The 25,678-nt window shown below is 42.2% G+C and carries 23 protein-coding genes; 8 read left to right on the top strand and 15 right to left on the bottom strand.

The window, feature by feature from the left end; all coding sequences use genetic code 11:
- The first annotated feature begins 258 nt into the window (after window positions 1-258).
- Window positions 259-1,002, top strand: a complete 744-nt coding sequence (locus HNW13_RS03725) for an SDR family NAD(P)-dependent oxidoreductase (protein ID WP_192115256.1) — start codon at window positions 259-261, stop codon at window positions 1,000-1,002.
- Between the two features lie 75 nt (window positions 1,003-1,077).
- On the opposite strand, the gene ompW is transcribed toward HNW13_RS03725, so the two are convergent.
- The 7 genes from ompW to phhA form a co-directional block, all read right to left on the bottom strand.
- Complete coding sequence (gene ompW / locus HNW13_RS03720; protein ID WP_192115257.1) at window positions 1,078-1,725, bottom strand: outer membrane protein OmpW; 648 nt, start codon at window positions 1,723-1,725, stop codon at window positions 1,078-1,080.
- Window positions 1,726-1,971: 246 nt separating this feature from the next.
- Window positions 1,972-2,637 carry a nucleotidyltransferase family protein gene (locus tag HNW13_RS03715; RefSeq protein ID WP_192115258.1) on the bottom strand — a complete coding sequence of 222 codons (666 nt, stop codon included), beginning with the start codon at window positions 2,635-2,637 and terminating at the stop codon, window positions 1,972-1,974.
- On the bottom strand, window positions 2,624-3,274 hold the full coding sequence (gene maiA, locus HNW13_RS03710) for a maleylacetoacetate isomerase (RefSeq protein ID WP_162023467.1): 651 nt from the start codon (window positions 3,272-3,274) through the stop codon (window positions 2,624-2,626). Before maiA ends, HNW13_RS03715 begins: the two co-directional genes overlap by 14 nt.
- Before the next feature lie 98 nt (window positions 3,275-3,372).
- Window positions 3,373-4,359: a fumarylacetoacetate hydrolase family protein gene (locus HNW13_RS03705; protein WP_162023468.1), complete on the bottom strand. Its 987-nt coding sequence runs from the start codon at window positions 4,357-4,359 to the stop codon at window positions 3,373-3,375.
- 237 nt (window positions 4,360-4,596) lie between these two features.
- On the bottom strand, window positions 4,597-6,135 hold the full coding sequence (tyrR, locus tag HNW13_RS03700; protein ID WP_101086681.1) for a transcriptional regulator TyrR: 1,539 nt from the start codon (window positions 6,133-6,135) through the stop codon (window positions 4,597-4,599).
- A gap of 164 nt (window positions 6,136-6,299) precedes the next feature.
- On the bottom strand, window positions 6,300-6,638 hold the full coding sequence (locus HNW13_RS03695) for a 4a-hydroxytetrahydrobiopterin dehydratase (RefSeq protein WP_059747329.1): 339 nt from the start codon (window positions 6,636-6,638) through the stop codon (window positions 6,300-6,302).
- Window positions 6,639-6,720: 82 nt separating this feature from the next.
- Entirely contained in the window at window positions 6,721-7,518 is a 798-nt protein-coding gene (phhA, locus tag HNW13_RS03690; RefSeq protein WP_101086680.1) for a phenylalanine 4-monooxygenase, read from the bottom strand.
- Between the two features lie 353 nt (window positions 7,519-7,871).
- On the opposite strand from phhA, the gene galE reads away from it, so the two are divergent.
- The 3 genes from galE to HNW13_RS03675 all read left to right on the top strand — a co-directional run bounded on the left by galE (window position 7,872) and on the right by HNW13_RS03675 (window position 10,206).
- A complete protein-coding gene (gene galE, locus HNW13_RS03685; RefSeq protein WP_162023469.1) occupies window positions 7,872-8,897 on the top strand; it encodes a UDP-glucose 4-epimerase GalE in 1,026 nt (341 codons plus the stop codon).
- 352 nt (window positions 8,898-9,249) lie between these two features.
- The gene (gene napF / locus HNW13_RS03680) at window positions 9,250-9,735 is read left to right on the top strand and encodes a ferredoxin-type protein NapF (RefSeq protein WP_182744533.1); all 486 of its coding nucleotides are present in this window, start codon (window positions 9,250-9,252) and stop codon (window positions 9,733-9,735) included.
- A gap of 111 nt (window positions 9,736-9,846) precedes the next feature.
- The gene (locus HNW13_RS03675) at window positions 9,847-10,206 is read left to right on the top strand and encodes a polymer-forming cytoskeletal protein (protein WP_101086677.1); all 360 of its coding nucleotides are present in this window, start codon (window positions 9,847-9,849) and stop codon (window positions 10,204-10,206) included.
- Here HNW13_RS03675 and HNW13_RS03670 read toward each other — a convergent pair.
- From HNW13_RS03670 to fucP, 8 genes are all read right to left on the bottom strand, one after another.
- Window positions 10,203-10,616: a GFA family protein gene (locus HNW13_RS03670; protein WP_192115259.1), complete on the bottom strand. Its 414-nt coding sequence runs from the start codon at window positions 10,614-10,616 to the stop codon at window positions 10,203-10,205. The two genes, HNW13_RS03675 and HNW13_RS03670, sit on opposite strands and share 4 nt — an antisense overlap.
- A gap of 31 nt (window positions 10,617-10,647) precedes the next feature.
- Window positions 10,648-11,355 (bottom strand): DUF2982 domain-containing protein, encoded by a 708-nt coding sequence (locus HNW13_RS03665; protein ID WP_192115260.1) that lies wholly within the window; start codon window positions 11,353-11,355, stop codon window positions 10,648-10,650.
- Window positions 11,356-11,425: 70 nt separating this feature from the next.
- Window positions 11,426-12,184, bottom strand: a complete 759-nt coding sequence (locus HNW13_RS03660) for an ElyC/SanA/YdcF family protein (protein ID WP_192115261.1) — start codon at window positions 12,182-12,184, stop codon at window positions 11,426-11,428.
- A gap of 142 nt (window positions 12,185-12,326) precedes the next feature.
- The gene (gene mak / locus HNW13_RS03655; protein WP_101086673.1) at window positions 12,327-13,232 is read right to left on the bottom strand and encodes a fructokinase; all 906 of its coding nucleotides are present in this window, start codon (window positions 13,230-13,232) and stop codon (window positions 12,327-12,329) included.
- A 73-nt stretch (window positions 13,233-13,305) separates the two neighbouring features.
- Entirely contained in the window at window positions 13,306-14,106 is an 801-nt protein-coding gene (gene cysQ, locus HNW13_RS03650; protein ID WP_182744530.1) for a 3'(2'),5'-bisphosphate nucleotidase CysQ, read from the bottom strand.
- A gap of 345 nt (window positions 14,107-14,451) precedes the next feature.
- On the bottom strand, window positions 14,452-15,543 hold the full coding sequence (locus tag HNW13_RS03645) for a glycoside hydrolase family 16 protein (RefSeq protein WP_192115262.1): 1,092 nt from the start codon (window positions 15,541-15,543) through the stop codon (window positions 14,452-14,454).
- A gap of 139 nt (window positions 15,544-15,682) precedes the next feature.
- Window positions 15,683-18,325, bottom strand: a complete 2,643-nt coding sequence (locus HNW13_RS03640; protein WP_192115263.1) for an exo 1,3/1,4-beta-D-glucan glucohydrolase — start codon at window positions 18,323-18,325, stop codon at window positions 15,683-15,685.
- A 9-nt stretch (window positions 18,326-18,334) separates the two neighbouring features.
- Window positions 18,335-19,642 carry an L-fucose:H+ symporter permease gene (gene fucP, locus HNW13_RS03635; protein ID WP_101086669.1) on the bottom strand — a complete coding sequence of 436 codons (1,308 nt, stop codon included), beginning with the start codon at window positions 19,640-19,642 and terminating at the stop codon, window positions 18,335-18,337.
- 383 nt (window positions 19,643-20,025) lie between these two features.
- Between fucP and HNW13_RS03630 the strand changes: the two genes are divergently transcribed.
- From HNW13_RS03630 to HNW13_RS03615, 4 genes are all read left to right on the top strand, one after another.
- Window positions 20,026-21,357: a GH1 family beta-glucosidase gene (locus HNW13_RS03630; RefSeq protein WP_101086668.1), complete on the top strand. Its 1,332-nt coding sequence runs from the start codon at window positions 20,026-20,028 to the stop codon at window positions 21,355-21,357.
- Window positions 21,358-21,448: 91 nt separating this feature from the next.
- Window positions 21,449-22,777 (top strand): glycoside-pentoside-hexuronide (GPH):cation symporter, encoded by a 1,329-nt coding sequence (locus HNW13_RS03625; protein WP_192115264.1) that lies wholly within the window; start codon window positions 21,449-21,451, stop codon window positions 22,775-22,777.
- A gap of 55 nt (window positions 22,778-22,832) precedes the next feature.
- Entirely contained in the window at window positions 22,833-23,846 is a 1,014-nt protein-coding gene (locus tag HNW13_RS03620; protein WP_101086666.1) for a LacI family DNA-binding transcriptional regulator, read from the top strand.
- Between the two features lie 237 nt (window positions 23,847-24,083).
- Window positions 24,084-25,352, top strand: a complete 1,269-nt coding sequence (locus HNW13_RS03615) for an IS4 family transposase (protein ID WP_192115265.1) — start codon at window positions 24,084-24,086, stop codon at window positions 25,350-25,352.
- The last annotated feature ends 326 nt before the right edge of the window (window positions 25,353-25,678 follow it).

Here is a 25,678-nt window from a genome sequence, read left to right as displayed (position 1 = left end):
TTCAACATTCAGTTTAGCGCTAAAAACAGCGGTCATCATCGATTGTCAAATGTCGTTTGCAAACATAACTAACCTACTCACCCAGCCTAAACCGCGACAGAATGGCTTATTGCTAACGTTAATATCGGTCAATCTGTTAGATAACCATCATACACTTGGATGGCTAGAAGTCTACACGTCTCAAGTTGAATTTTTTTCTTACTTGTTATCAACTGATGTTATTTCTATTATGAGTCATTATTTTTGATGAGATGAATCATGTCTACAGCGACAGCGATGATTATTGGCGCCAGCTCTCAACTGAGCCAAGCCTTAGCCAGACAGTTATCTGCACAGCAAGTTTCGCTGGTGCTCTTTGTTAACGACCCTGAATCACTTAACGAGTTTAGTCAAAGTCTGCCTGGCGATGTCAGCGTATATCCGTTAGTAATTAATCAACCTGACACACTAATAGCACAGCTGAATGCCGCTTGGAGCAAACATAATGGCGCCCATTTGGTGATTGTTAATACCGGTGTTAATGACTACGATTCTACCCTGCCTTGGGCAATTGATAAGCACACTATCGATATTAACGTAATGGGCTTTGCTGCGGCAAATAACTGTATTTTTAAATTAATGTGCGAGCAAGGTTACGGCCAACTAGCCGCCATTAACTCAATAGCCGGTCAACGTGGAGGGCCTAATGTGGCTTATCATGCCTCCAAAGCCTTTGCTGAAAATTACCTGCAAGGCTTGAGTATGCATGCACAACGATTAAAGCTGCCTATTACCATTAGTGATATTCAATTAGGGTTATTTGATAAAGCCGTTCATTTGAATACACAATTGCTGTTGTCGCCTATCGATAAAGTGGCTACACAAATCATCTCAGCCTTGCAAAAAGGTAAACGCCGAGTGTATGTAACTAAACGCTGGCGCATTGTCGCGTGGATAAATCGTTTATTACCAGAGTACATTTACAATACTCGCCATTGGAAACCGCGTAAAAAGTCTCCATAAGTGCCATCAACAAAAACAGGAACCCGTAGGTTCCTGTTTCATATGTTCGTTTTTCACTAACGTATTCTACCTAGCTTAATAAGTATAACCGACGCTGATCATGTAAACCCAAGGATCAATGTCTGTATCAACCACAACATGATCTGCCCCCATATCAAAGCTCACATCCGTTGCAATTTGAGCATACCAAACAGACGCGTTAACCAACCATTTCTTGTCAATTTGATAATCAAGCCCAACTTGAGCCGCCATGCCCCAAGAGTTCGATAGGCTCAAATTATCTAAGCCAAGATCTTTCGCCTCTTGAGTAAATTCACTGTCATAAAAATTGGTAAAATTAACCCCTAAGCCAATATAAGGACGTAAAGCAGACTGTGAATCGCCAAAGTAATATTGTGCGACCAGTGTTGGAGGTAATTGCTTTGAGTCAGCAATTTTACCGAGTTCACCCAGTGACACATCGTGACTAAAAGGCGATGCCGCTAATAATTCAATACCGATATTATCAGTTAGCATATAACCAAAATTTAGCCCTAATTGGACATCGTTATCTACGCTAAATTCAGCAATATTTGCGACTACAGGGCTTGACTCATTTGGAGCAACCATTGCCACACCAGCACGAACAATAATATCTCCTGCTTGATGGGCCGCAGCACCAAATGAAAAACCAGCAGTTAATAAAGAAGCAGCAACTAAACTTAGGGTAATTTTCTTATTCATTTTTTAACACTCCTTGGCAATGACAACTAGATGCAATTCTGTGCATCCTTAACATTTGCGGTTAACCTACTGAAGTTAATCGTTAACATCATTGATTCAGATCAACAAAACAGCAGTACCCCTATAGAGGTACCTAATTAGATCCCAGACACATGATTTAGATCACAAAGTGAGGCGGTAAAGAGATGAAAGAGGTATTTAACAGTTAGGTTTTGTGAGGTTGAACAGGTGAATTATTATTGATGATTAATCTGTTACAGATAGTTTGCAGTAATGCATTAACCATCCCTTTTGGGACACGCGATGGTTAAAAATAGCTTTGTCACGCTTTGGGTTTGGACTTAATGACAAGTCAAACAAACAGCCTAAACCAAACACACTCGTCACGTGTAATTGAAACTCAGCTGTTGTATGGTCATCAGAGGGGACTAATTTAACCCCAATAGCCGTTTGTTTTTCTGGCCAAAATGACATGGCATCAACACAAGAACTATAGGGCATATCACCATTTCTAAGATGCATTCTGGCTTGGTTTTTCGCCGACCATGGCAGACCTATCTGCTTAACGAGTAAAGCTTCAATCGCCTGGTCTTCTGCAGAAGATGGGGTGTTATCACACCAGTAAATGACATCAATGTCGTTTAAGGGCTGTGAGGTCATGCTGTGCAAATTATCCCAGATCAAATTGCGTATAAAACCCGCACTAATTAACCAATCTGTGATCCCTTGTTGTTGCATCACTTTCTGACACGTCATTAAGGCTGCCATTCTAAGTTCATCTTGTTGTAACCACTGCCACAACAAGAACAATGGCTTAGCCTGCCCATGTTGCAGCTGATCAATGGCCACTTGGTTTAACAGGGGCGGATTTAACTGGTGCTGATTAAACAAGGTTTGATTACGTCGCGTCATGCTGTTGTTCTGGCGCGGCATCAGCAAATGCAGGTAACTTATGGCACTCATCCCAAATTCTGACAATATTAGGATACGCAGCAAGCTCTAAATTAAAGCGTTTGGCATTATACACTTGCGGGATCAGACAAATATCGGCCAGCGAAGGCGTATCACCAAAGCAGAAACGTCCAGAATATCGGCTTAACTGCTGTTCTAAAGCAGCAAAACCAAGGTGTATCCAATGGTGATACCAACGCATTTTATCAGCTTCTGATACACCCATTTCGTTAACTAAATATTGTAATACTCGAAGATTATCTAAAGGATGAATTTCACATGCTATGGCTTGAGCCATGCTGCGAACAATAGCTCGCTGCTCAATATTGCTGGGAAGTAACGGTTGCTGAGGGTGTTTTTCGTCGAGGTATTCTATAATGGCTAACGATTGCGATAAGTTAATCTCGCCTGACTCATTATTGTCGATAAACGTCGGCACAAGATCCGAGGGGTTGAGTTGATGGTAAGCCTCAGAATGTTGCTCACCACCATTATTAACCAAATGAACTGAAATATGTTCAGCCGTTAACTGCTTTAAATTTAACGCAATACGCACGCGATATGCCGCACTTGAACGCCAGTAGCCATAGAGTTTCATGTCAATTCCCTTATTTTTATTTTAATCTGCCTAACAAAAAGGCAATAACGATTAACCGCTATTGCCTTTATATTTCGATTTATATCGCTTTCATAATCTTAAGCTTTGTATTCAACCACTTTTTGATCGATAGAACCAAAGATACTCACACCGTTATCATCAAACATTTCAATGCGAACAGTGTCACCAAAATGCATAAAGGGTGTTGATGCTTTACCATCGGCAATGATTTCAAGCATGCGTTTTTCAGCTAAACAACTTGAACCAGCACTGCGATCGTAGTTAGAAATAGTACCAGAACCAATAATTGCACCTGCGCCTAATGGACGTGTTTTAGCCACGTGCTCTACTAACTGGCTAAAGTTAAACGTCATGTCGACGCCGGCATTCGGGCGGCCAAACAACTCACTGTTTAAATGAGTCACTAACGGCAAATGTACTTTGCTGTCTTGCCATTTGTCACCTAACTCGTCTGGGGTAATCGCAATGGGTGAAAAGGCACTCGATGGCTTAGATTGGAAAAAGCCAAAGCCTTTGCCTAATTCACCTGGGATTAAGTTACGCAGTGATACGTCGTTAACTAACATCAATAATTTGATGTGCTTAGTTGCATCTTCGCTGTTAACACCCATGGCAACATCATCAGTAACAATAGCGATTTCTGATTCGAAATCGATACCGTATTCTTCACTGGCCATTTGAATATCCGCTTTAGGGGCGATAAAACAGTCAGAACCACCTTGATACACTAAAGGATCAGTCCAAAACGATGCAGGCATTTCAGCGCCACGAGCTTTGCGTACTAACTCAACATGGTTAACATACGCACTGCCATCGGCCCATTGGTAGGCTCTTGGTAAAGGAGATAAACAACGTGCTTCATCAAAATCTACTGCATTGTCCATCTGGCCGGCGTTTAGTGCTTCATACAACTCATTAAGTTGTGGATATAGCAAATCCCAAGCATCTAATAATTGCTGCATAGTATGGGCAATAGCGGGTACCGCGACTGTTTTGGTCAAATCTTTACTGACTAACATCAATTGGCCGTCGCGACGTCCGTTGTGATAACTTGCAAGTTTCATTACTGCTCCTAAATTCTGGGTGAGATCTGCGTCCTACTCGATACAAGACTCTCAATCTAACCATAGAAATAACCGATCGTGACGGAAAATCCTATAGTAGGTACTAAATCACATTTTTGCGGTGCTAATCGTGATTTGTAAATTATTCGTTACAAAATATAAAAGGCCACGTCAACACTGATTGTTAGCGTTAAAATGACCAAAATGCCAGCACTTGGCTGGCATTAAATCGTTACATTACTTTTTCTTACTAATACTGTAATCACGCAACTTGTTAGCAATAGCGGTATGAGACACACCTAACTTTTTGGCTAATTGGCGTGTACTTGGGTACGCGGGATATAACCGACGTAATAAACTGGCTTCATATTCTTTCATCGCCTCGTCTAACGTGCCTTCGAACTCTTCATCGAAGTAGCCAAAGCCTTCAGCATATGAAGGTAATTTAAGTTGCTCAACGGTCAATTCTGTTGAGCCATCCCACATTGATACCGCTCTAAAAATCGCATTTTTCAATTGGCGCACATTACCCGGCCATGCATAGGTAAATAGGTAATCGCGACAACTTGCCGAGATACGTCTTAAGGGACTCGATAACTGCTGACTATAATGCTCTAAAAACATCTCAGTTAATGGAATCACATCTACACGACGCTCACGCAGTGATGGCATGTGATAGCTTAAGACATGGATTCGATAGTACAAATCTTCTCTAAACTCACCGGATTGGCAAAGTTCAGCCAAATGTTTTTGGGTTGAACAAATAATCCGCACATCGGCGCGTACTTCTTCATCGCCACCAATCCGTCTAAAAGTTCCGTCTTGTAATAAACGCAATAATTTAACTTGTGCGGTTTTAGACATCTCGGCAATTTCATCAAGAAACACCGTACCGCCTTTTGCTTCTTCAAATAGACCGCGTTTAACGACGGTGCCATTGCTAACAAAGCCAAACAACTCTTCCTCTGCGACACTATCGGGCAAAGCCGCACAGTTTATTGCGATAAAAGGATGTTCACGGCGCATGCTGGCATCATGACTCGCACGGGCCATCAACTCTTTACCCGTTCCTGTTTCACCGGTGATAAGTAACGGTGCATCAAGTTGCGCCATACGCTTGGCTTGCTTGAGTATGTCTTTCATTTTGTCACTGATAGCCAATACATTATCAAAACCAGTGGTTTGATTTTGCAGAGCATTAAACTGTTTACCCACTCTAGCGGGTGATTTCAGCGAGATAACCGCACCCGCCAAAATAGTTTTTTCATCGTCATCGGGTAAGTAAATTGGCAGCATTTCAGCCAAATACTCGCTCGAGTTAATTTGAACTCGTGTGGCTTGCGCCAACACCGGTATTTCACTCATCCAACGAGCAAAGTTAAACCCTTGTACCCAATGATTAAGTGACTCGCCCACCACTTCATGTTCAGCCATACCAAGCGTCAATAATGCCGACTCATTGGCTATGCGGATCCGCCCTTTCGCGTCTGTTGAAAACACCGAATCGGGTAAGGTTTTAAGTAAGGTTTTTAGGGCGTAATGTTCTTGCTCTGACGGCATAAAAGATACGGTACGGACATCGTGCACACTTTCGACTTTACGAATTTGTGGCATTAGCTCACGCAGGGTTTCGAAACTGATTTCTGCAAACTGCAAAAACAGGAAACCTTTATTACTAGCATCAATGGCAATTAAGTTAATACCATGTTTTTCAAGCACGACGAGGATGTCTTTCGCTAAACCCACGCGATCGATACAGCTGACTTCCAAACGCATAATGTAACGATTCCCTATTTATTAATGTTTTATTGCGGAAATTTGGCATAACGTTAGAGGGATATGGCTTCAGTGGCAAGTGAAGTTTACAGCAGAATTGTAACAGAGAAACTATTTCAGCACATTACGTTAACGTAACATGCTGAAATGGATGACGATAGTAACTAGTCTAACAACTGGTCTGTCTTGGCAGCCATAATGAAATCGTTTTTGTGTAAGCCTTTAATTGAGTGTGACCACCACGTCACTGTGACTTTGCCCCATTCGGTTAAGATACCTGGGTGATGGAACTCTGCTTCAGCTAAATCGGCCAACTTATTGGTAAAGGCCATCGCTAACTTAAAGTTTTTAAATTTATATACCCGCTCTAACTGCATAATGCCGTCACGAACTTCAACGCCCCAATCAGGGATCATACCGACAAGCTCTGCTAACTCTGCATCCGTTACTTTTGGTGCATCTGCTTGGCATGCTTCACATTTCATCTCGGTTAATGCGTTCATTTGTACTCCTTGGCTTAATTAAATAGTGTCTCACTTGCAGGTTGTTGAGCTAACTTATTGGTTGCTCATCTGCAATAAATCGTTAACTGGCTTTGACTTTTAGAGCAAATTTAGGCTCAAACATGCCTAAATGACGTGCTTTTGTCACCATGCTCATAATGTCCATACGGGCAATTTCGTCTAAATAGTCAATATGATCGATAACATAATAAATAGGTTGCATGATATCAATACGATACGGTGTGCGCAGTACGTCGAGTAAATCAAACGGCTTACGTTCAGGGCTGTCACTTAATGCATACATGGTTTCACCCGGTGAACTTAAAATGCCGCCGCCGTATATTTGCAGTGATTCATTTTTCGCCTGAACCAAACCGAACTCAATAGTAAACCAATATAATCGCGCCAGAAACACGCGCTCTTCTTTTGATGCCGCCAGCCCTAACTGGCCATACATATGTGAAAAATGCCCAAATGATGGATTGGTTAATAACGGACAATGGCCAAATATCTCATGAAAAATGTCAGGTTCTTGCAGGTAATCAAACTCTTCTTTGCTACGAATAAACGTCGCGACTGGAAACTCTTTATTGGCCAGTAACTCAAAGAAACGCCCAAATGAAATCAGTGCAGGCACTGCAGCAGTTTTCCAACCCGTTGCATCAAGTAACACTTTATCGATTTCAGGCAATTGTGGAATGCGATCAACTGACATGCCTAATGCATCTAAGCCTTGTAAATAGGCTTGGCATGCGCGGCCCGGCATATTCGTCACTTGGCGCTGATACAATTGTTGCCATAATTGATTCTCATGCTCTGAGTAATCAATGTAACCTTGGGCATCAGGTTGGTGTGCAATATACTTTGTTGCTGTACTCATAGGTTCCACTTTACGTCAACTTCACTCCCTACATAGTGTGCTAAGGGTGATGTTTTGTTAACTCCTTCACAGTTTATTGTCTTGCCATAATGTAGTGCTAATCGTAAACAAATAAATACAACTACTGATTTAGCTCTCACTCTGCGCCCATTTTTATAACTACTTTTGACTCACTTTATAGGAAAGCTGACCGGTATTAATTTGAACGTGCCATCAATAATTTAAATGGCAATTGAACTGTGATAATTTACAATACATGAGAGGCTATTTATCTAACTGACCGGATAAAAGTTGATCGCCAAAAATCAACCAGCCCTATAACTTGACTCATTAATTCACAGGACGATTAAACTATGACAATTTTGGTAACCGGCGGCGCAGGCTATATTGGTACACATACCGTAGTAGAGCTATTAAAGGCCGGACAGAAAGTGGTCATCGTAGACAATCTATCAAACTCAAGTGTTGAAGCGTTGGCTCGAGTTAGAACCATTACCGGTAAAGATGTCACGTTTTATCAAGGCGACATTCTAAACAAAGCCTTACTGCAAAAAGTTTTTGCAGATCACAGCATCGAATCCGTCATTCATTTTGCAGGATTAAAAGCTGTCGGTGAATCGGTCGAAAAACCATTGAAATATTACGAAAACAACGTCACCGGTTCCATCATTTTATGCCAAGTCATGGCTGAAAATAACGTCAAAAACTTAGTTTTTAGCTCATCTGCCACGGTTTACGGCGATCCCGCTAGCTTACCCATTAAAGAAGATTTTCCTACTGGCGCAACCAACCCTTATGGCCAGTCAAAATTGATGGTTGAGAATATTTTAGCTGACTTGCATAACTCGGATAACAGCTGGAATATAGCTCGTTTACGTTACTTTAATCCAGTCGGCGCTCACGAAAGTGGCTTGATTGGCGAAGACCCTAACGATATCCCTAATAACTTGATGCCATTTATTGCCCAAGTTGCTGTTGGCAAACGCCAACAATTAAGCGTTTTTGGTGATGATTACAACACACCAGATGGCACAGGCGTACGTGATTATATTCATGTTGTTGATTTAGCTATGGGTCACTTGCAAGCACTTAAAAAGCTGCAAACTAAACCTGGGCTGGTGACTTATAACCTCGGTACGGGCATAGGCTACAGCGTGTTAGACATGGTCAAGGCATTTGAAAAAGCTTGTGGCAAAACCATTGCTTATCAAATTAGTCCTCGCCGCCCTGGTGATATTGCAGCCTGTTATGCCGACCCAAGCTTTGCCGCTACAGAATTGGATTGGCGTGCAACCCATACAGTTGAAGATATGGCAAATAGCAGTTGGAAATGGCAATCAAATAATCCTGATGGTTACAATACCAACGCCATTAATTAGGTGATCTATCAGAGTCACTCAGGACGAATTTATGCACCTACTATGCTGCTTAATAGTATTTTGACGTACGACTGCATGGTCTATTTTTTTCTATAAAAAATAAGATATTGCCACCATCCATGGCGGCAAGATGCACGAGATAGAGCAATGTAGGAGCTGTTGCCGAGAGCAACTATGCCTACAATCCTATTGCTTGCCTAGAAGAATTGCTTGCCTAGAAGATGCCGATTCTCTTTGAATGACCAGATAATTATTGGAATTGGTATGAATTGCCAAGCGCTTAACAATTTTGTGCTGCAGTTAATGCTAATATTGATTGCAGCAAATATATTTAAGCTCAATTGGAACCGAAATGAACCAAGGTATTAATCAAAGTCGCCGTAATCTATTTAGTCGCAGAAAATCCAATGTTACCCGCCCGCCATGGAGCAAAACGGATCAAGAGTTTACTGACAATTGCACACGCTGTGACAAGTGTATTACCGCCTGCGAAACCCAAATAATTAAACGCGGTGAAGGTGGTTTTCCTGAAATAGATTTCACTAAAGATGAATGTACCTTCTGTAAGCAATGCGTTGATGTGTGCCCAGAGCCTGTATTTGATCGCGACCAATCCTTACCTTGGTCAATTACAGCAGCGATAAAAGACAACTGTTTAACCCATGAAGGTGTTTGGTGTCAGAGCTGCAAAGATGCCTGCGACCCTCGCGCAATTAGCTTTATTATGGCAATAGGACAAGTGCCTAAACCCATGATAGATACTGAGGCCTGTACTGGTTGTGGTGCTTGTGTGTCTCCTTGCCCCGCCGATGCGATACTCATTGGCAATTCAAACTGATTTATCCTCCAAAATGTAGAAAGATGTTATAAATACAGTTAGCGATTTTAGTGTTGTTTATCAACCTATCACGTTATATTACCGACATAATACCAACTTAAGAGCACTAAGATGTTTCGTCAAAAGCAACCGGCTAATCCACTCAGTTTTATCGCCCAAGAATGCCATTTAACCGGTAAGCTCATTTTTAGTGGTGATGTCCTAATTGCAGGTCATGTGAGTGGTGACATCAAAGCGCAGGGCAATGTAACCATTGAAACTAGTGGCACTGTCGATGGTGATATTTTATGTCGCGAGTTAATGATTGCTGGCCAATTAGCAGGTAAAGCGCGTTGTAAAAAAATCACCCTCCATGAGCAAGGGATTTTTGAAGGCGATGCTTATTGTGAAAATATTGAAATTTTAGATGGTGGCCAGTTTTTAGGTTATCGTCACAGAGAGCCTCTTACGAGTACTTCCTCAGAAAGTTAATCTGGTTTTTTAGCTGCTGTTTTACCTGCCTTATAGCGCGGGCAAGAATCATCTATCTTTAACCAACTAACCTGCTCGTCAGTGTGTATATGATAAGTCGGTCGTACTAGGTTTGGTTGGTCTAAAGAGGCTATCGACAATGAAGTGTATTGTGGATAATCTAAATGTCGGTAAGTCAATGAACAGCCACAGCGCTGACAAAAACCACGTCGAATGTTATCTGAAGAGGCAAATTCAGTCACCGGTCCTTGTAACCACTGCACTTTGTCTGTATGAAAATCCATCCAGCTCATGACTACCGCACCAACACTTTTACGACATTGATTACAATGGCAATGATCGGCTTCAAATGGCATACCGTTAACTTGATAACGTATCGCTCCACATAAACAACCGCCTTGTAATGCCATTTGAACACCTGCTACTTGATTGTTAGTCGTGTCATTCGATATCTGTCGCAGATGTTGTGTGCTGCTGAGTTTGTAGTTGGGCTTGCTGTTGCCATTGACGCAACAAAGTCACAAACTCTTTCGGTTCTCGATCTAAATTATCAATCGATAAATACACATGGTAACCCAACTGTTCGTTTAACGTTTGACAGCGATGACCAAACATTGCCAATACCCCACGGTAACGTTCACCATTGACCACTAGCGGCGTAAATTCAGCCCCCAAATAACCTTCTAAACTTTGTAAATCTTCATCTTGGGTGGCCGCAGTCATGAGTAATGGCCGCTGTTCGGTCAGTAAACCAGTGGCAAGACGGGGTGAAATACAGTCTAAAATGGGATTAATCTGTTTAAGCTTAACGCCAATATAAGGTAGCTCAATCAACTGCAAGTTTTGATTTACTCGGGCACAATCGACTCGTTGAATGTTATGCCATTCAATAAACACTTGGCCGCGGCGATGAAAAAATGCCACACCTGCAGCAGTTAGCTTAAAACTAACCGCCGGCTGATGCACTTTAGCGACACCTAAAATGAGTGCCACTGAGCCTAATGCAAAGCACAACATTCCTACGGCAAAAAAACCGTTAAGGCCGATAAAAATAATCAAGCTAGCCGTTAAACTGATGGCACCAACCACCGTTAAGGTTATGCCATTTCGTTTGGTAAAAGGGCTAATTAGTAACTCATCATTGACCACGGTTTGTCCTTTAAACTAAATATAATAAATAAGGTTTTTAATATCGCTTTGCGTCTTTTGGCTAATACATTTAATCAGCAGTCATACCTTTAATATTAAGCCACAGCATGCCAACATATTCATGGATAGATTTTTGCGAAGCTAGCAGTTGCTCTGCATCTAAACGCCACCAGAAACCTTGATGTGCAATAAAATCACTCGGTGCAGGCTGGGGTTGCATCCCTAATGAGGTGAATATCATCATCGCCCGCGGCATATGAGTTGCTGAAGTGACTAATCGAAATGGTTGCTGCCCAATTCGCTGTTGTAAAGCATAGGCCTCTTCAATGGTATCTTTGGGTTCATTAAAGGCCACAATACTGGCTTTGGGGATCCCTAACTCTTCTGCAGCTTGAGCCATAATGGTCGCATGAGCTGTCTTCAGATATCCGCCACTCCAACCACTCACAATTAAAGTGCATTGCTGTCCCAACCTAAACTGACGAACGCCTTCGGTTAAACGAGCCAGTGCTGTTGATGATAGTTGCTGCACTGCAGTATGGCCTTGTTGCTCACGATTGCCTGAACCTAATACCATCACAACACAAGAACCAGTAATCGGTTGATGATTAACGTTATGCTGTGATTCTAATGAATCTGCTAAAAAATAGCTCACTTGCGATTGGCTTGTTAATGTTAGCACCACGATAGCGGTAACCAAGAGCACTCGGCCAAATTGCAGTAACGTTACACGATTCGTTCGCCATAAAATGGCAGCCAGAACGAACAACATTATGCTAAAAGGAATTGGCATCACCAATTGTGACAACAGTTTTTTAAGCCAAAACATTAATTATTCACTTCGTTTATCATTATTGCGGCTAGTTTATCGTTATCGAGCACTAAAACAAACTCAAAACAAAAACGGCACCTTTAAGTGCCGTTTAATCTACTGTAATACTTAATGTATTTGCATATCGCGTAAGAAGTGATTACTTCTCGTCTTTGCCCCACAACCATGCTGCACCGCGAACACCAGATGATGCACCAAACTTATTTTTAACCACTTGGGTACCACATTCACGGCCAACAACATATTTGGGTAACACTTTAGGTAATTCAGTATAAATAGCTTCAATATTAGAGACGCCGCCGCCAAGTACAATCATGTCTGGGTCCATCATATTAATCACGTGTGCGAGTGAACGCGCTAAGCGATCGATATAACGTTCAAATGCGGCTGTGGCTAACGGATCGCCTTGTTGCATCATCTCAGAAATTTGAATACCGCTAGTGGCATCACCACCCGCTTCACGAAAATCACGAACAAAGCCTGTGCCAGAAATAAAGGTTTCAATACAGTCACGATTACCACAAAAACAAGTAGTGGTATTAAACTCATCTGCTGTCATCCACGGTAATGGGTTATGTCCCCACTCTCCGCCAATGCCATTACCGCCGCCATGGACACGACCGTTAATCGCAACACCTGCACCACAACCGGTACCAATAATGCCGCCAAATACAACCCCTTTACCAGCAGCTGCGCCATCAACGGCTTCTGATACTGCAAAACAGTTCGCATCATTAGCTACACGTACTTCACGGCTTAATACTTCACTTAAATCTTTATCCAGCGGATGACCGTTAATCCAGGTTGAATTAGAGTTTTTTACCAAGCCAGTAAACGGTGACACAACACCTGGAATGCCAACCCCAACAGAGCCGGTTTGGCCCGTTGCTGATTCTGCATCAGCCACTAAGCTGACAATGGCTTCTATGGTACCAGGATAGTTTTTTGGCGTTGGAATGCGCTTTCTGAAAATTTCAGATCCATCATCGGCTAAAGCCACTATTTCAATTTTTGTACCACCGAGATCGACGCCCATGCGCATCATAACTTGTCACTCCATTTGCTTATTATTAATTGGGGTTCCATATTGGGCTTGCAAGAGCTGATAACGATTAGCGCTATTTGCGTGCAAACCATGCCGATGAAGCAGCAATAAAATACGGATTTAAAATATTTTCTTTTTGGTTGTATTGCAGCGGTGTAAGCGCTGGATATTCAACAACCTGACCACCAGCACTTTCTAATACTGCTTGCGCTGCGGCGGTATCCCATTCACTGGTTAGGCCTAATCTTGGATACACATCTGCTTGCCCTTCGGCCACCATACAAAATTTTAATGAACTGCCGACACTTAACATTTGGTGTTCGCCAATAGTCTGTAAATAAGCGGCAACATCAGGGCTTACGTGAGAGCGGCTTCCGACTACAATAGGTGGCGATTGCAATGCTCTGTCACGAATATCTAATAACGATATTTGTCCGTTATATTCAAGCCATGCCCCTTGATCAACAATGCCGCTATAACATTTGTCTAATACTGGTGCATATACCACACCGGCAATGGCTTTACCTTGGTGAATAAGGGCGATGTTGACGGTAAATTCGCCATTACGTTTAATAAATTCTTTGGTGCCATCTAGCGGATCGATCAACCAATACGTTTGCCACGTTTGTCGCTCTGCCCAGCTGATATCAGCCGCTTCTTCACTCATTACAGCAATATCAGCAAAATGCTGTTTAAGGCCAGCGACAATCACATTATGGCTGGCAATATCGGCTGCAGTAACAGGGCTATCGTCTTGTTTAACCTCAATCTGCAAATCAGTTTGAGCATAAACCTGCATAATCGCAGTACCTGCATCTTTAGCAATGGCGACTACCTGTTCTAGCTCAGCTAGAGAAAATGTAATGTTCGACAAATCAATTCCTTAAAATCTATAACGGCTTCAATACCATTAAGGTGCATTTGCTCCATTATGCCATTGTTGACATCATAAATTTATATAATCATTTGATCGCACTTAAACCAAAACACTCTGATCATGCCATTACATGCTTACAACATACTGACAACACCTCTAAACTTGCTCGATACTAAGCTAAACCACTCACCACTCAAAGCAAACAGTGCATTTTTGCATTCGTATTCAGTTAAAAATCAACATCATAAAATGACACTATTTAGCTGGGATATCACAGTAAAAAACCATCGTCACTCACAGTGCTAGCTGATGATTATTGACTACATAAAACAAAATCCACTGTTAAAGCGCTGAGTCTAGTGACATAATTTCTGGTGCTATTTTGCCTAAGGTAACGTCAACACTGCCATCAATTGTTTCGCATCCAGCACCTGTTTTAGGTGATTTAGCACATTCATATACACGCACGTAATCCACTAACATCGACTGCGGAAAAATCGACTCATCGATACCGGTTTTATTCACATTCGCGGCCCATGCGCCACCCACAGCAAGATTAAGTAACATGTGAAATGGCTGATTAAACGGTGCATCATCAGGTGCGTTGACCACATCACCATTATCATCGACATACTGGCTAAACCAACCCGATGCTCGTTGAGTGGCAAAATGAACATCATCGACATACCAACGGATTTCACCTTGTTGCCATTCAACAGCATACACATGGAAGTCGTCTGCAGGATTGAGGTCATGTGGTAAACGATATTCTGTGCCCGTATAAACATTGTTGGGCCATTGTTTACCGTAATGTAATGTGCCATGTACTGCAGATTCTGGCGCCTTATCGTCGTTAACAACCTTAAGGTTTACGGCCTCCATAATGTCAATTTCACCTGATCCAGCCCAAGGACCGTATACCAAATCTGTCGGTAACATCCATATCGCCGGCCAAGTCCCCTGACCTTGCGGTAATTTGGCGCGAATTTCAAAACGGCCGTATTTCCAATCACCTTTGTTTTTCGATACTAAACGAGCAGAGGTGTAATCTAATGTTTTCGAGGTACCGTTTACGTCATAGCTTGGATCAGAATCATTTACTGCAGGCCCAGAAAAGGTTTCTCTTAATGCCGTAATCGCTAACAAACCATTACTAACTGCAGTATTTTCAGGCCGTGCGGTATAACACTGAGCCTCATCATTGCCGCCACCGTAACAGTCAACAGCAAAGCTCCACTTGGTTGTGTCTATTTGGTTACCCTCAAACTCATCTTGCCAAACCAGTTGCCAACCTGAAGCTTCGATATTGGTTATCACGGTATCTGTTGCTTGTTCTGTTGCATCATCAGCACTACAGCCAGACAGAAATATGACCGACAAAGTTAACGCGGTTAAGCTGGATACAAATGAATGATGTTTATTGAGATTTTGCATTGTTGTTCTTACCCATTTACCGTTTTTTCTTTGCCTAACGCTGTAGTAAAACAAACAACAAACGTCGCCAACTATTACGATATAACGTTAGTGAAACTAGCCCTATCAGATGACTCAAATAGGGCTAATTCGCTTTTAATTAGTTACATTTGATGGTGTTTTCTGCTGATGCAGCTTGAATGACCACATCACTGAAACGAATTTCCACTGCCGCGTCGGTGGCAAGGTAAAATGGCATCACAATTTTAGCAAAATCCATTGGTTCATCAGCAAAACATGCCAATGAAAAGCTTAAACGTTGCCATTCACCTAATTGAGTATTCACCTGCTTGGCAATATCGATTTGCTTACGACAATCACCTTCACATGCCATACCTAGCCATAACGGCTTTTGCAGTGCTTGTGTTGCATTAATACTCACTGATAACGTGGCATCACTATTACTGTAAGCCCTTAAATCACGAGGGAAATTACTAATTAACCCTACAGTGCCCAGCTCATTACCATTAAAAGATACTAAGCGCGCATCTTCTTGAACCACACGATCCATAGTACGAATGGTTAATGCGCTATTTTGCGCTACGCTACTGGTTAACCCTTGGCGCTCAGAAGCGTTAGCGATGAACATTGACCAAGGCGATTTTACTGCGCGCTCAAATAAAGGTAAATCTTCTAGTGTTTGAGTTGCAGCTAAATTGTCTTCCGACAAATTGTCTAACACAACCGCATCACTGGCAGTAGATTGGTAAGTTAAGCCATAGCCATAAGGTATAAGCGGCTGATAATCAGCTTGTGCTTGTTTAGTGTTGTATTGGGCTAATGGCACATTAATCTGAGTTTGCTGAGGTGTCGCAGGCCATGAGAATGACAATTTACCGACAAAATCATGAGCAACTTTGCCATCAGCCTGAGTAAATAACACATCTGCAACGCCTTGCCCTTCAGAACCCGGTAACCAGGCTGCGACAAATGCATCAGAGCTGTTGAACTCAGCATTAACCCACATAGGACGGCCACTAATAAACACAGATACCACTGGAATACCTTGCGCTGTTAACTTCTGCAATAAAGCAAGATCACGCTTGTCTCCACGTTGATATTCTAAGTTATCAATGTCGCCGTTACCTTCTGCATACGGCTCTTCACCAAACACAACAATCGCAACATCTGGCTTTTGCTGTGGTTCAAATTCACCCGCAACACTTAATGTTGTTGTACCACCAGCTTGAGTGACCAATTTATCAATACCAGCGTAAATTGACGTAGCACCAGGAAAATCACTATTTTGGTTATCAGTACCCTGCCACGTAATGGTCCAGCCACCCGATTGTTTACCGATATTATCCGCAGCATCACCTGCAACCAACACCTTTGCATTAGGCGCTAAAGGCAATAAACCTTGATTATTTTTAAGCAGTACTAAAGATTCACGAACGGCTTGACGTGCCACCTCACGGTGACTTGCTTGGCCAATTAATTCAGTTTTACCCGATAACGGCCGATTGGCAGGGCTAGGTTTGTCAAACAAACCTGCACGGAACTTAACCCGTAAAATACGTTTAACCGCATCATCAATACGCGCTTGGCTTATTTCGCCATTATTCACCTGTGCAATGGTGTTTTCATATAACGGTTTCCAAGCGGCAGTTGGCACCATAAAGATATCTAAACCGGCATTGACGGCTTGCGCACACGACTCATTAGTACAATTTTCGATTTGTCCGTGACCGTTCCAATCACCTACCACAAAACCATCGAAATTTAATTTATCTTTAAGTACATCGGTTAACAGATATTTATTGCCATGATTTTTAACCCCATGCCAGCTATTAAATGATGCCATAACACTTTGTGCCCCAGCATTGAGTCCACCCACATAGCCTTGTGCATGTATGTCATATAAGTCTTGTTCGCTGGCAATATTATCGCCTTGATCGATGCCATTTTCAGTGCCGCCATCGCCTAAAAAGTGCTTAACCGTTGAAATCACATGTTGATCAGATAAAAAGTCACCATTAACTGAGCCTTGCAGGCCCTCAACGATGGCGTAAGAATAGGCTTTGACGATTTGTGGGTCTTCTGAATAACCTTCATAAGTTCGACCCCAGCGATCGTCTCTCACTACGGCAACTGTGGGTGCAAATACCCAATCGATACCGGTCACCATCACTTCTTTTGCCGTGATAGCGGCTATCTTTTCAATTAACTTAGGGTTATTAGCCGCCCCTAAACCAATGTTATGCGGGAACAAAGTCGCGCCGATAACATTGTTATGACCGTGTACGGCATCGGTGCCCCACATGGTTGGAATATTAATCCCATCAACACTGTCATCGACCGATGCTTGATACAAAGATTCCGCCAGTGCAATCCAATCTGCAGGCGTAGCATGTTTGTCATTGTTAGGGTATGCACCACCACCATTGAGATACGAGCCAAAACCATATTTACGCATATCTTCAACGGTAATATCGCGAATTTCAGGTTGGATCATTTGCGCGACTTTTTGATCTATAGTCATTTTAGCCACTAACGCATCAATTTTGGCTTCTAAAGCATCATCTTTGGCGATAGCAGGCTTAAGATCCGGCCAAATGGCTAATGACGACTTAGCTGCTGTATCACCAACCATGGCTGGGGTAACTGCAGTTTTTTTATCTTGTTGAGTGGCGTTGTTGTTCTCGCCGCACCCACTTAAGCCAAGCAATACGCCTAAGGCTATCAAGCTTGTTTTTGTCGGTGTGCTGACTTTATGCATGCACTGTAATTGAGTTAATCTCATGGTCTTCCCTTATACCTTATCTGCGAATACTGGACGTTTTGCAGCACATCCAATCAAACCGTAATAACCAATAAATACGTAACATAACAGAGGTAGAATAAAGGCTAATTGAATGCCTAAACTGTCAGCTAACATGCCTTGTAATAATGGTAAAACAGCACCTCCGACAATGGCCAAGCATAAAATACCCGAACCTTGACTGGTGTGCTGTTTTAAATCTTGTAGCGCTAAACTGAAAATGGTTGGGAACATGATTGAATTACACAAGCCGACTAGCAACAATGCCCACATGGCAACGGTACCGGCACTCAACATGGCTGCTGCCACTAAAACACACGCACATAGCGCATTAAACGCGAGTACTTTGCCTGCGTTAATTTTTTGCATGACTGCAGCACCAATAAAGCGCCCAACCATCGCGCCACCAAAGTAGTAAGCAATGTAATGCGCAGCCTCCGATTCAGACACGCCTCCAATATCATCTTGAGTTAAAAAACTAATTAAAAAGCTGCCAATCCCTACTTCAGCGCCCACATAAACAAAAATACCCACGGCACCCAGCACCAAATGCGGGTATTGCCATGCGCTACCTTTTACAGCGGCATTAGACTGAGTGTCTCGTTTGCCCAGTAAAGGCAGTTTTAACAACATAAAAATGAATGCTAATACAAACAACGCACCCGCTAAAATAAGGTAAGGCGTTTGTACTGCAGAGGCTTGTTGCTGAATCGATAGCTGGCCAATCACTTCGCCAACCTCAGTGACTTTGCTGTCATGTTCAACGGTCGATAAAATTAACCAACTACCAAAAAATGGCGCCACCGTGGTGCCTAATGAATTAAATGCTTGGGTTAAGGTTAAACGAGACGATGCGGTTTCGGCTGGACCTAATACGCTCACATATGGATTTGCTGATACTTGCAAGATGGTAATGCCCGAAGCCAGTACAAAAAAAGCAAATAAAAACATATTGTAAGAGCCATAACTGGCCGATGGATAGAACAGTAAACACCCTACACATGCAATAACCAATCCGGTAATAATACCTTTTTGATAACCAATTTTACCGACTAGGGCTCCTGCCGGAATAGACACAATAAAATAGGCTCCGAAAAAGCAGAACTGTACCAGCATTGCTTGGGTGTAATTAAGGTCGAACATGTTTTTTAAATAAGGGATTAAAATATCATTTAAACAGGTTAAAAAGCCCCACATAAAAAATAACGAGGTTAACGCTATCAAAGCAAAACGAAAGTTGCCTTGCTGGTGAGTCGAATCGGCATTTGCCAACTCAGGTTGAAGCGGTGAAGTCGCCATGACATTCCCTTATTGTTGTTAATAGTTATCTTGGGTTGCAGTACATAACGCCATTGAATGGATACCAATAATCTCACGCCAAGAGTTAATTCCCCGTAAACCCTAGACATTTGACTGGTGATAATTTCCACACTTGAGCAAGCAGATAAGCATTCAATAATTAACCAAATCAATTATTGACCTTTGGATAATTAATCACTAATCTCAATGTAAGCGCTTTCATTTTTAACATATCGATAACTGATGTCAACGATTTTTAAACGCGAGAGCTTATTTTTTACTGCGTATCTATCACGGCGGCAAGGCCTTTTATCAGGGTATTTCAACGTAATAAGTTAGTCATAAAAATAGACACAATTAAATAATACTAAGTGAATTTAAATATGAAAATTATGTTACCAGCCGATTCTAAAATGCATTCAAAAGCGTTCACCTTTGGTGTGGCGACTGCTTCTTTTCAAATTGAAGGCGCAGTGGATTCTCGTCTTCCTTGTATATGGGATACCTTTTGTGCGACTCCAGGCAAAATTCGTGATGGTTCTGACGGTTCGCAAGCATGCGAGCATGTAAAGTTATGGCGTGAAGATGTCGATCTAATTGAATCGCTAGGCGTTGACGCCTACCGTTTATCGATTTCATGGCCACGCGTAATGCATAAAGATGGCAGCCTCAATCCGCAAGGTGTGACGTTTTATACCGACTTACTCGATGAATTAAATCGTCGTGGTATTAAAACCTTTGTGACCTTATACCATTGGGATTTACCACAACATATTGAAGATAATGGTGGTTGGTTAAATCGCGAAACGGCCTATTTATTTGCAGACTACGCCGACAAAATCACTCAGGCATTCGGTGACAGAGTCTATTCATATGCAACCTTTAACGAACCATTTTGCAGTTCTTACTTAGGTTACGAAATTGGCGTTCATGCGCCTGGATTAGCAACCAAAGCGTTCGGTCGTCAATCTGCACACCATTTATTATTGGCTCATGGTTTAGCCATGAAAGTATTGCAAAAAAACAGTCCTAATAGCCAAAATGGTATCGTACTTAACTTCACGCCTTGCTATAGCGCGACAGACTCTGCAGCAGATGTTAACGCCGCAAGTAAAGCCGATCAGTACTTTAATCAATGGTACATCAAACCACTGTTTGACCGTTGCTACCCTGACATTATTAATGACTTCGCCGCTGAAGATATGCCCGTTATTGAACAAGGCGACTTTGATATTATTGCTCAACCTATCGACTTCTTAGGCATTAACTTTTACACCCGTGCGGTCTATAAAGCAGACCCAGTAAATGGCTTTAGCCAAATCGATATGGTCGACAAACCTAAAACAGATATTGGCTGGGAAATATACCCACAATCCTTCACCGACTTATTAACCTCTTTGCATGCACTTTATCCTTTACCGCCGATCTACATTACTGAAAACGGTGCGGCAATGGATGATAAATTGCAAGACGGTAAAGTGGATGATCAAGACAGACTCGAATACTATAACGCTCACTTAAATGCAGTAAATAATGCCATTGAACAAGGCGTTAATGTTGTAGGATATTTTGCGTGGAGTTTAATGGATAATTTTGAATGGGCTGAAGGCTATTTAAAACGTTTTGGGATTGTTTATGTTGATTATACAACTCAACAACGCACCCTGAAAGCCAGCGCCTATGCGTATCGAGAATTTATAAACTTAAGAAAATAATATGTTAACCAGATAAAGCCGTTGTATAAAACGGCTTTGTTCTATTCAAACAGTTGCATCATTTTAACAAATAACAACAATTGAGGCATGTATGATAAGCACCAGAGAAAAAATAGCTTACGGGCTCGGGGACACTGCCAGTAATATTGTTTTCCAAACTGTTATGCTGTTTTTAACCTTTTTCTATACCGACATTTTCGGTATTTCGCCAGCATTTGTCGGCACCATGTTTCTAGCTGTACGCTTAATTGATGCGGTCACCGACCCATTGATGGGCGCGTTGGCAGATAGAACCAATACCCGTTGGGGTAAGTTTAGACCCTACCTATTATGGTTTGCCCTACCCTTTGGTTTTATCAGTGTTTTAGCCTTTACTACTCCTGATTTAACTGAAGACGGCAAAATGATTTATGCCTTCGTTACTTATACCGCACTCATGATGGTCTACACCGCCATTAATATCCCATATTGTGCATTAGGCGGCGTGTTAACAGCCGACCCAAAAGAGCGAGTGTCAGTACAATCTTACCGTTTTGTATTTGCAATGCTCGGTGGTTTATTGGTGTCAGGTTTAACCTTACCCCTAGTCGAATTTTTAGGTCAAGGCGATCAAGCCAAAGGTTACCAACTGACTATTGCCGCCATGAGCGTTTTGGGTGTTGCGATGTTTCTTGCCTGTTTTTGGGGTACTAAAGAGCGTTTACACCCGCCAGCGGATCAACAGTCTAGCTTTAAGAAAGACTTTACCGATATGCTCAAAAATGACCAATGGCGTGTGTTAGCTATTGCGGCAGTGTGTTTATTATCAGGCATGGTGTTACGCACTAGCTTAGCGATTTACTACGTTAAATATTTCCTTAACATGCCGGACTCCATCACCCTATTTATCACTCTGGCTATGGTTGGTAATATATTTGGTTGTATTTTAGCTGAGCCTTTGGCTAAACGCTTTTGTAAGGTCAAAGCTTATATCACTTTGCAACTGCTTGCGGCAGCGATGTGCGTAGTGAGCTACTTTGTACCTAGCGATCAAGTCGTGCTCGCCTTTGGAATGTTTATTATCTGGGGCTTTACGTTCAACATGGCCACCCCATTACTTTGGGCAAAAATGGCTGATGTTGTCGATTATGGCCAATATAAAAATGGCGTACGCATTACCGGGATGATTTATTCCTCAGTGATTTTCTTTATCAAACTGGGTGTTGCCATTGGTGGTGCTTCTGCGGGGTGGTTATTAGCGGGTTATGGTTATCAGCCTGATACCATGCAAACGGAGCATACTCAGCAAGGTATATTATTATCATTCACTATTTACCCTGCGATTGGATCTTTAGTCGTGGCTTTTGTAATGCGCTGGTACACTTTAGATAATCAAAAAGTGGACCAAATTCACTTAGAATTAAATAGAGAAGCAAAATAAAAGCATGTTAATCTTGGAGCCATGTGCTCCAAGACGGCTTTTTAATACTCATTATATGGCAACTATTTACGATGTATCAGTGATGGCTGGTGTGTCTCTGGCGACTGTGTCCCGAGTCATGAACAACAACACCAAAGTAAGCGATAAAACCAAACAAAAAGTACTCGATGCAATGAAAGCGTTAGGTTACCGACCTAATACCATTGCACAGTCACTCGCCTCGAACTGTTCAAACAGTGTCGGGGTTTTGGTGTCTCAGCTTGACGGTCCTTTTTACGGTCCCATGATGACCGAAATTGAAACAGCCCTTAGAACAGCTAACAAGCACGTGATTATTGCTGCTGGTCATAGTGACGAGAAACAAGAAAAAGAAGGGGTTGAGTTTTTAATGAGTCGCGGCTGTGATGCCCTTATTTTGGACATTGAGGCTGTATCGGACGATTACCTAATCGAGCTCAGTAAAGGTTCAACGCCGGTGGTATTTATTAACCGCTATATCGACGCTATCAAAGAACGCTGTGTTTATCTTGAAAATGAACAAGGTGGCTTCATGGCTACCGAGCACATTTTATCACTTGGCCATAAAGATATCGCATACATTTCAGGGCCATTGTTTAAGCTCGATGTGAGAGATCGCCTAAAAGGACATAAACGAGCATTGCAACAATACAATATCGATTTTGATGACACCCTTTGCGTTGAAAGTGACTTTAAAGAAGCTGGCGGTTGTGAAGCGATGGAACGTTTATTGTCGATGAACAAACCGATCACAGCTGTAGTGTGTGCTAATGATCAGATGGCCTCAGGCGCTATTGCTGTGTGTTTGGAGCATGGATTGCGTGTTCCGGAAGATATTTCATTTATCGGTTACGATAATATCCCTTTCCCGCAATATATTTCACCTAAATTATCTACCGTCAGTAACCCCATTAACGAGATGGGTAAAATGGCCGCTCGCTGGGTACTTCGACAAGTTTACAACAATAAAGACGTGGTAATTGAACGCTCATTTCAGCCAGAATTATTTATTCGTGATTCAGCCAAAGCGGTTAACCTAAAAAGTCAATAACCTGAATTTACAAGGCAGATAACATGAGCATATATCATTAATTGTTCATGTTATTTAGCAACGGTATTGGCTCATAATGCAGTCGCTATTAGCTAATACAGCAACTATTAACGAGTGTAATAACTATTCATAGACAGGATCTTTAGCAATAAACCTATATTTTAGATAGAAAAAAGGCCTTATTTATGATCTGATAATTGTCGCCAAACAAATCAACCTGAACAATAAATAAAGCCAATGACAATTATCACCTTAAAAAAGCAATTTATGCAATTCTTCAATGCAGACATCCTTCAAAAAATGGCTAAGCGCACAGGGTTTATACAGCGAAATCGCGCTGTACTACCTGAGTTACTGGTGCCGAGCTTGGTCTCTGCGTTGAGCAAAGGGAACTGCCATGCCATTGCTGACTTACATCGTCAGTTTAATGGTATGTGTCTGACAGAAAATGATAATGTGGCTTACAAACCTTTTCATAATCAGCTCCGCAAAGCCGCCTTTGCTGATTTTATGAAGCAACTGGTTCAGCTGGCTATCGCTCAGTTTGCTCGCCAACAATGCGCTTCGCTTCCGAAGAAATTGTCAGGCTTTGATGATATTTTGCTTCAGGACGGCAGTTCTTTTCATGTTCACAAGGCGTTAGCTGACGTGTACCCAAGCCGCTTTAAGCGTAATCCCGCCGCGATAGAGTGCCATATGACCATGTCATTGCGCACATTTAATCCCACAGCAATGGCGATAAGTGCTGATACCGCTTCAGAAAGAACCTATCTCCCCATGGCCTTTAGAATGAAAAATACACTGCTTCTGGCTGATGCGGGCTATCCTGATTTCGAATATTTTGCCAATGTGGAACGCCATAATGGTTTCTATATTTTTCGGGGGACAAAGTCACTCAACCCAAGAATAGTTGAAGCTAGAAATGGCAAGGGCCGTGTGCTGCCTAAGCTTGCCGGAGTGAAACTTAAAGACATCACGCGTCGCACCAATCGCTCAGAAGTGCTTGACCTAAAAGCCCAGCGGGGAACGCAGGAATTTCGAGTGATAAGGCGTTGGTTTGCAGAAGAAAAGAGATTTTGCATCTGGCTAACCAACTTACCGGCAGAGTCTTACTCAGCCGATGACATTATGGCGATTTACCGCTGCCGCTGGCAGGTTGAGCTGCTGTTCAAAGAGTTGAAATCACATACAAACTGGCAGAGATTTGCCACCGCGCAGAAAGCGATAGTTGACGGCCTAGTATGGGCCAGCCTGCTGGCACTTATCATCAGACGCAGCACCGCGATGCGTATCATGCCTTCAGTTTCGCTGTTCAAAGCGGCAAAGAATGTGGACGTTTGGCTGCTGCCAATCTTTGAGTGTATCTGTCATCGGGCTTGGTCAGAAATAACAGAAAAGATAGACTGGGCGGTCTGCTATATAACAATAAACGCAAAAAAGTCACAACAAAGAAAATCTAGAAAAGACATAACGTTAGATGGAATTTTTGCAGGCCTTAATGCTTAAGGTCCAGTGTATGAATAACTATTAACATTTGATTTTTGATACGACCCACTAATAAAAAGTAAGCCTCTCACATATTCACCGCTAACATAACACTTAGTATTTAAGTGAAACTCCAATACCTGCTCACGACTGACATTATTACGATTACCTGAGCTAGGTGATTACTGGCATGTTCAAGTCACTTATCAGCTCCCCTTTTCACCAGACAATATAATAGTTCAACGTATCTAACATTCAATGTAACACCTTCACCACCATTGTTGCTTTAACAAGGTATCTATATTGAACGAGCCAGCGCTGATGATAGTAATAGGATGAAGTCAAAG

This window comes from Shewanella sp. BF02_Schw, from assembly GCF_014596695.2.
GTDB lineage: Bacteria > Pseudomonadota > Gammaproteobacteria > Enterobacterales > Shewanellaceae > Shewanella.
This window is presented reverse-complemented; position numbering and strand designations above follow the sequence as displayed.

What these genes read in the sequence shown, in the direction of transcription:
- HNW13_RS03725 (WP_192115256.1), top strand. Translation starts at nt 259, where the DNA reads ATGTCTACAGCGACAGCGATGATTATTGGCGCCAGCTCTCAACTGAGC.
- ompW (WP_192115257.1), bottom strand. Translation starts at nt 1,725, where the DNA reads ATGAATAAGAAAATTACCCTAAGTTTAGTTGCTGCTTCTTTATTAACT.
- HNW13_RS03715 (WP_192115258.1), bottom strand. Translation starts at nt 2,637, where the DNA reads ATGACGCGACGTAATCAAACCTTGTTTAATCAGCACCAGTTAAATCCG.
- maiA (WP_162023467.1), bottom strand. Translation starts at nt 3,274, where the DNA reads ATGAAACTCTATGGCTACTGGCGTTCAAGTGCGGCATATCGCGTGCGT.
- HNW13_RS03705 (WP_162023468.1), bottom strand. Translation starts at nt 4,359, where the DNA reads ATGAAACTTGCAAGTTATCACAACGGACGTCGCGACGGCCAATTGATG.
- tyrR (WP_101086681.1), bottom strand. Translation starts at nt 6,135, where the DNA reads ATGCGTTTGGAAGTCAGCTGTATCGATCGCGTGGGTTTAGCGAAAGAC.
- HNW13_RS03695 (WP_059747329.1), bottom strand. Translation starts at nt 6,638, where the DNA reads ATGAACGCATTAACCGAGATGAAATGTGAAGCATGCCAAGCAGATGCA.
- phhA (WP_101086680.1), bottom strand. Translation starts at nt 7,518, where the DNA reads ATGAGTACAGCAACAAAGTATATTGCACACCAACCTGATGCCCAAGGT.
- galE (WP_162023469.1), top strand. Translation starts at nt 7,872, where the DNA reads ATGACAATTTTGGTAACCGGCGGCGCAGGCTATATTGGTACACATACC.
- napF (WP_182744533.1), top strand. Translation starts at nt 9,250, where the DNA reads ATGAACCAAGGTATTAATCAAAGTCGCCGTAATCTATTTAGTCGCAGA.
- HNW13_RS03675 (WP_101086677.1), top strand. Translation starts at nt 9,847, where the DNA reads ATGTTTCGTCAAAAGCAACCGGCTAATCCACTCAGTTTTATCGCCCAA.
- HNW13_RS03670 (WP_192115259.1), bottom strand. Translation starts at nt 10,616, where the DNA reads ATGGCATTACAAGGCGGTTGTTTATGTGGAGCGATACGTTATCAAGTT.
- HNW13_RS03660 (WP_192115261.1), bottom strand. Translation starts at nt 12,184, where the DNA reads ATGTTTTGGCTTAAAAAACTGTTGTCACAATTGGTGATGCCAATTCCT.
- mak (WP_101086673.1), bottom strand. Translation starts at nt 13,232, where the DNA reads ATGATGCGCATGGGCGTCGATCTCGGTGGTACAAAAATTGAAATAGTG.
- HNW13_RS03645 (WP_192115262.1), bottom strand. Translation starts at nt 15,543, where the DNA reads ATGCAAAATCTCAATAAACATCATTCATTTGTATCCAGCTTAACCGCG.
- HNW13_RS03640 (WP_192115263.1), bottom strand. Translation starts at nt 18,325, where the DNA reads ATGAGATTAACTCAATTACAGTGCATGCATAAAGTCAGCACACCGACA.
- fucP (WP_101086669.1), bottom strand. Translation starts at nt 19,642, where the DNA reads ATGGCGACTTCACCGCTTCAACCTGAGTTGGCAAATGCCGATTCGACT.
- HNW13_RS03630 (WP_101086668.1), top strand. Translation starts at nt 20,026, where the DNA reads ATGAAAATTATGTTACCAGCCGATTCTAAAATGCATTCAAAAGCGTTC.
- HNW13_RS03625 (WP_192115264.1), top strand. Translation starts at nt 21,449, where the DNA reads ATGATAAGCACCAGAGAAAAAATAGCTTACGGGCTCGGGGACACTGCC.
- HNW13_RS03620 (WP_101086666.1), top strand. Translation starts at nt 22,833, where the DNA reads ATGGCAACTATTTACGATGTATCAGTGATGGCTGGTGTGTCTCTGGCG.
- HNW13_RS03615 (WP_192115265.1), top strand. Translation starts at nt 24,084, where the DNA reads ATGACAATTATCACCTTAAAAAAGCAATTTATGCAATTCTTCAATGCA.